The 5,661-nt window shown below is 60.4% G+C and carries 4 protein-coding genes; all 4 read left to right on the top strand.

Annotated features, from left to right (window positions below; genetic code table 11):
- Nucleotides 1–418: 418 nt before the first annotated feature.
- The 4 genes from arcA to ACMO6A_RS07050 all read left to right on the top strand — a co-directional run bounded on the left by arcA (nt 419) and on the right by ACMO6A_RS07050 (nt 5,586).
- A complete protein-coding gene (gene arcA, locus ACMO6A_RS07065; protein ID WP_009304187.1) occupies nt 419–1,636 on the top strand; it encodes an arginine deiminase in 1,218 nt (405 codons plus the stop codon).
- Between the two features lie 182 nt (nt 1,637–1,818).
- The gene (argF, locus tag ACMO6A_RS07060; RefSeq protein ID WP_009304188.1) at nt 1,819–2,814 is read left to right on the top strand and encodes an ornithine carbamoyltransferase; all 996 of its coding nucleotides are present in this window, start codon (nt 1,819–1,821) and stop codon (nt 2,812–2,814) included.
- Nucleotides 2,815–2,838: 24 nt separating this feature from the next.
- On the top strand, nt 2,839–3,792 hold the full coding sequence (gene arcC / locus ACMO6A_RS07055; RefSeq protein ID WP_009304189.1) for a carbamate kinase: 954 nt from the start codon (nt 2,839–2,841) through the stop codon (nt 3,790–3,792).
- Nucleotides 3,793–3,975: 183 nt separating this feature from the next.
- Nucleotides 3,976–5,586 carry a YfcC family protein gene (locus ACMO6A_RS07050; RefSeq protein ID WP_418470997.1) on the top strand — a complete coding sequence of 537 codons (1,611 nt, stop codon included), beginning with the start codon at nt 3,976–3,978 and terminating at the stop codon, nt 5,584–5,586.
- Nucleotides 5,587–5,661 lie beyond the last annotated feature (75 nt).

The raw sequence follows: 5,661 nt of genomic DNA, 5'->3' as shown, positions 1-5,661 counted from the left end.
AGCTGCAAGAGTATCGGCTCGGGGCTCCTCGTGCTCTCAGCATCCGATCGGCATGCGGCGAAGCGATTGCATCCTAAATGCATCTTTTTGAATGTTTATGCATTCGAGTTAATCAAATATGCACTCCCAACGTCCGTCGATGGGGCGTTCCAGCCCTGAAAACCAGCTTCAGCAACCACTTCAGTACTTTATCGCAATAAAGCAACTATGAAGAAACTGTGAATAGTACTCGGCTAGGTGATGACCATTCGCCGAAAAACCACGAGGTATGACGAGGGGTACCGTTTTGTTTCGTTTTTGTGGTTGCAATTTGATCCGAACCATGAGATTTTGGCGAGGTGAACGGACGCCCGGTGCGCAACGGGCGCTTCCGCAAGCCTAAAATCTGGAAAATGCATAAAGGAAAAGGAGGGTTGCTATGGCTGGTTTGAACGTCAAGAGCGAGATCAAGCCCTTGAAAAAAGTTCTTCTCCACCGCCCTGGTCGAGAGCTTCTGAACCTGACGCCGAATACGCTCGAAGAGCTGCTGTTCGACGACATCCCGTTTCTGAAGGTCGCTCAGGAGGAGCACGACGCTTTCGCGCAGATTCTGCGCGACAACGGCGTGGAGGTCGTGTACCTCGAGAAGCTCATGGCCGAGGTCCTCGATCAGAAACCCGAACTGCGCGAGAAGTTCCTCAAGCAGTGGATCGAAGAGGCCGGTATCCGCACCGACCGCTACCAGAAGATCATCTTCGACTATATGCAGGAGAACTACCCCGATAACCTCGACCTGGTCATGAAGACGATGGAGGGCATCAACCTCACCGAGCTTCACACCGACAAGTCGAACTCCCTGGTCGATCTCGTCAGCGAGTCCTCCAAGATGGTCATCGCCCCCATGCCGAACCTGTACTTCACCCGCGATCCGTTCGCGTCCATCGGCAACGGCGTGTCCATCAACCGCATGTACTCCGTCACGCGCAACCGCGAGACGATCTACGCCGAGTACATCTTCGGAAACCATCCGGACTTCGCGGATGTTCCCGAGTACTACAGCCGCTACAACACGTTCCACATCGAGGGCGGCGACATCCTCAACATCAACGACAAGGTGCTGGCCATCGGCATTTCCCAGCGCACTGAGCCCGACGCCATCGACGCCATCGCGAAGAACATCTTCGAGGACGAGACCAGCCCGGTCGAGACCATCCTGGCGTTCAACATCCCGAACAACCGCGCGATGATGCACCTCGACACGGTGTTCACCCAGATCGACGTCGACAAGTTCACCATCCATCCCGGCATCATGGGCCCGCTGACCGTCTTCGAGATCACCGCCGAGGGCGACGGTATCAAGGTCAAGGAGATGAGCGGCAAGCTCGAGGACATCCTCGAGAAGTACGTCGGCAACCCCGTGGAGCTCATCCCCTGCGGCGGCGGCGACCGCATCGCGGCCGAGCGCGAGCAGTGGAACGACGGTTCGAACACGCTGTGCATCGCTCCGGGCACCATCGTGGTGTACGAGCGCAACGACGTGACGAACGCGCTGCTCAAGGAGAAGGGCCTCAAGGTTCTCGAGATGCCCTCCGCCGAGCTGTCCCGCGGCCGTGGCGGCCCGCGCTGCATGAGCATGCCGCTTGTGCGCGAGGACTAAGGTACCAAGCTCGTGCGCAGCTGCATGCGCACGAGTGCTATGAGAGCTACCCTTGCCTTTTCCGGATTGCCGGGGCCGTGCAACGCGGCCCTGGCGTTCGAAAAGGGGCGGACGGAAACTTGGCTCTATCCGCCGGTGCGTATTTTGTTTTGTTCTGTAAGCAACGTTGAAAGGAATGATCTATGCCTACTAGCCTGAGCGGTCGCGACTTCCTGCGCCTCCTCGACTTCACCACCGAGGAAATCGAGTACCTGCTGAAGTTGTCCCGCGAATTCAAGAACCTGAAATTGACCGGTACCCCCCATCGTTACCTCGAGGGCAAGAACATCGTCCTGCTGTTCCAGAAGACGTCCACCCGCACGCGCTGCGCGTTCGAGGTCGGCGCCATGGATCTCGGCATGGGCGTGACCTACCTCGATCCGGGCAGCTCCCAGATGGGCAAGAAGGAGTCCATCGAGGACACCGCCCGCGTGCTCGACCGTTTCTACGACGGCATCGAATTCCGCGGCTTCGCGCAGTCCGACGTGGAAGAGCTGGCTGCCGGCGCTTCCGTGCCGGTGTGGAACGGCCTGACCACCGAGTGGCATCCCACCCAGATGCTCGCTGACATCCTGACGGTTCAGGAGAACTTCAACTACGACATCAAGGGCAAGACGCTGGTGTTCATGGGCGATGCCGCCAACAACGTGGCTCGTTCGCTCATGGTCGTGTGCGCCAAGCTGGGCCTGAACTTCGTCGCCTGCGGCCCCAAGGAGAACATGCCGGCCGCCGACCTCGTGGAGACCTGCGAGGCCATCGCCGCCGAGAACGGCTGCACGATCAAGCTGACCGAAGACGTGAAGGATGCCTGCACGGGCGCCGACGTCATCTACACCGACGTGTGGGTGTCCATGGGCGAGCCCGACGAGGTGTGGGCCGAGCGCATCAAGCTCCTCGAGCCCTACCGCGTGACGGAGGAAGTCATGGCCATGGCCAGCAAGGACGCCATCTTCCTGCACTGCCTGCCGTCGTTCCACGACACCAACACCACCACCGGTGCCGACATCGCCGAGCGCTTCGGCGTCACGGAGATGGAAGTCACCGACGGCGTGTTCGAGTCCAAGCAGTCCAAGGTGTTCGACGAGGCCGAGAACCGCATGCACACCATCAAGGCCGTCATGTACGCGACGCTCTCCTAACTCAGAAAGACTAGGTGAACAAACATGCCTTATCAGAAGGGTGAAGGTAAGTCGGTCGTCATCGCGCTCGGCGGCAACGCTCTGGGCAACACGCCCCAGGAGCAGCTCGAGCTCGTGAAGGCGACGGCGAAGAACATCGTCGACATGGTCGAAGAGGGCATCAACGTCGTGGTCTCCCACGGAAACGGCCCCCAGGTCGGCATGATCAACAACGCGTTCGCGTACGCGTCCGCCAACGACGGCAAGACCCCGGAGATGCCGTTCCCCGAGGCCGGCGCCATGAGCCAGGGCTACATCGGCTACCAGCTGTCCCAGGCGATCCTGAACGACCTGAAGCATCGCGGCATCAACCGTTCTACGGCGTGCGTCGTGACCCAGACGGTCGTGGATCCCGAGGATCCGGCGTTCCAGAACCCCACGAAGCCGGTCGGCGCCTTCCTCACCGAGGAAGAGGCCAAGGCCAAGGCCGAGGAGACGGGCTGGACGTTCAAGGAGGACGCGGGCCGCGGCTGGCGCCAGGTCGTCGCCTCGCCGAAGCCGGTGCGCATCGTCGAGTTCGACGCGGTCAAGGATCTCATGGACGGCGGTTACGTGGTCGTGTCCACGGGCGGCGGCGGCGTGCCGGTGTTCGAGAAGGACGGCCTGTACGAGGGCGTCCCGGCGGTCATCGACAAGGACCGCTCGTCGGCCAAGCTGGCCGCCGACTTCGGTGCCGACATGCTGGTCATCCTGACGGCTGTCGAGAAGGTTTGCGTGAACTTCGGCAAGCCCGACCAGGCCGAGATCGACACGATGACCATTGCCGAGGCTGAGGAGTTCATCGCCCAGGGCCAGTTCGCCCCCGGCTCCATGCTCCCGAAGGTGGAGGCGTGCATCGAGTACGTGCGCGCGTTCCCCGAGGGCAAGGCTCTCATCACGTCGCTCGAGTGCGCCGCTGCCGGTATCGAAGGCAAGACGGGCACCGTCATCACGGCGTAAAGCTTTTTGCGTGTGAGCGGAAGGCTTCCCCCAGCTTCCGCACGATGGGCGGTGGCATGCGTTTCGGCGCATGCCACCGCAACAGGGGTACAGCGGTCTGCGGTTACGCTTCCACTGATCCGCTTGAAAATTTCTCGTTCGCCAAAATATCCGACTCGATCCTCATAATTAGGAGGGGTTGTTATGACCGAGAAAGCAAAAGAAAAGAGCAAGAAAAAGCGATCTATATCATCGTTTACCATCCTGCTGATCATCCTGATCGTGCTGGCGCTGGTCACGGTAGTGATGTCGCTGGCCGGTGTGGAAGGGGTCCAAGGCGCCACGGTCGCCAATGTGGCCACGGCTCCCGTCAAGGGCTTTACCGACGCCCTGCCTGTTTGTCTGTTCGTGTTGATCCTGGGCGGTTTCCTGGGTATCGTCACGGAAACGGGCGCGCTGGACGCCGGTATCGCAGCGCTGGTGAAGAAGCTCAAGGGCAATGAGCTCATCCTCATTCCCATTCTGATGTTCATCTTCTCCATCGGCGGTACGACGTACGGTATGTGCGAGGAAACGGTTCCGTTCTACCTGCTGCTCGCGGCCACCATGGTCGCCGCAGGCTTCGACAGCGTTGTCGGTGCCGCGGTCGTGCTGTTGGGTGCTGGTTGCGGCGTGCTCGGTTCGACGGTCAACCCGTTTGCCGTCGGTGCTGCCGTGGACTCTTTGAGCTCTTCCGGCATCGTGATCAACCAGGGCACCATCATCCTGCTGGGCGTGGTGCTGTGGCTCGTGACGCTGGCGATCTCCATCGTCTTCGTCATGCGCTACGCGAAGAAGGTTAAGGCCAACAAGGGTTCCACCATCCTGTCCTTGCAGGAACAGGAAACCATGAAGGCCGAGTTCGGCGAGGCTCAGCAGGAAGCTGAAACCGCTGAGGCGAACCCGAACGAGAAGCTTATGACGGGTCGTCAGAAGTGGACGCTCATCGTGTTCGCCCTGACGTTCGTAGTCATGATCGTCGGCTTCATCCCTTGGGGCGACTTCGGCGTCGAGGTGTTCGATGCCGGTGCGGCGACGGAAGAGGTCACCACGCAGGTTAGCGGCGACGACATCTCCGCGGCTTGGACCGACAAGAAGGTTGGTGGCGAGATTACGTTCGACGGCGATGTGACCGGCACGGTCACGGCCGAAGAAGAGATCTCCCAGGGTTGGTCCGCGTTCCTGACGGGTCTGCCGTTGGGTCAATGGTACTTCGATGAGGCTTCCACCTGGTTCCTCATCATGGCTATCATCATCGGTATCGTGGGCGGCGTGTCCGAGAGCCGTTTCGTCAAGGCATTCATCAACGGCACCGCCGATATGATGAGCGTCGTGCTGATCATCGCCATGGCTCGTTCTATCACCGTGCTTATGGGCGAGACCGGTCTCGACAGGTGGATCCTGAACAACGCGGCGAACGCTCTGAACGGTTTGTCGGCGGTCATCTTCGCGCCGATGTCGTTCTTGCTGTACATCGTGCTGTCGTTCTTGATCCCGTCGTCGTCCGGCATGGCCACGGTGTCCATGCCCATCATGGGCCCGCTGGCGAACTCGCTGGGCTTCTCGACCGACGTCATGATCATGATCTTCAGCGCCGGCAACGGCCTGGTGAACCTGTTCACCCCGACGAGCGGTGCTATCATGGGCGGTTTGGCGCTGGCCAAGGTGGAATACTCCACGTGGCTGAAGTTCGGCGGCAAGCTGTTCGTGGTGCTGGGCGTCGCCTGCGTGATCATCTTGACGGTTGCGATGATGGTTATCCCGGGCACCGCGTAAGCGTGCAACCCGCGGCATAGCCGCAATGAACCGACGCGTTTCGAGGATCCCCTGCTTCGGCGGGGGATCCTTTTT

The sequence above is a fragment of the Eggerthella sp. genome (genome assembly GCF_048329335.1).
In the GTDB taxonomy this organism is placed as follows: Bacteria; Actinomycetota; Coriobacteriia; order Coriobacteriales; family Eggerthellaceae; genus Eggerthella; species Eggerthella lenta.
This window is presented reverse-complemented; position numbering and strand designations above follow the sequence as displayed.

Coding starts and splice junctions, on each gene's coding strand:
- arcA (WP_009304187.1), top strand. CDS start 419: ATGGCTGGTTTGAACGTCAAGAGCGAGATCAAGCCCTTGAAAAAAGTT.
- arcC (WP_009304189.1), top strand. CDS start 2,839: ATGCCTTATCAGAAGGGTGAAGGTAAGTCGGTCGTCATCGCGCTCGGC.
- ACMO6A_RS07050 (WP_418470997.1), top strand. CDS start 3,976: ATGACCGAGAAAGCAAAAGAAAAGAGCAAGAAAAAGCGATCTATATCA.
- argF (WP_009304188.1), top strand. CDS start 1,819: ATGCCTACTAGCCTGAGCGGTCGCGACTTCCTGCGCCTCCTCGACTTC.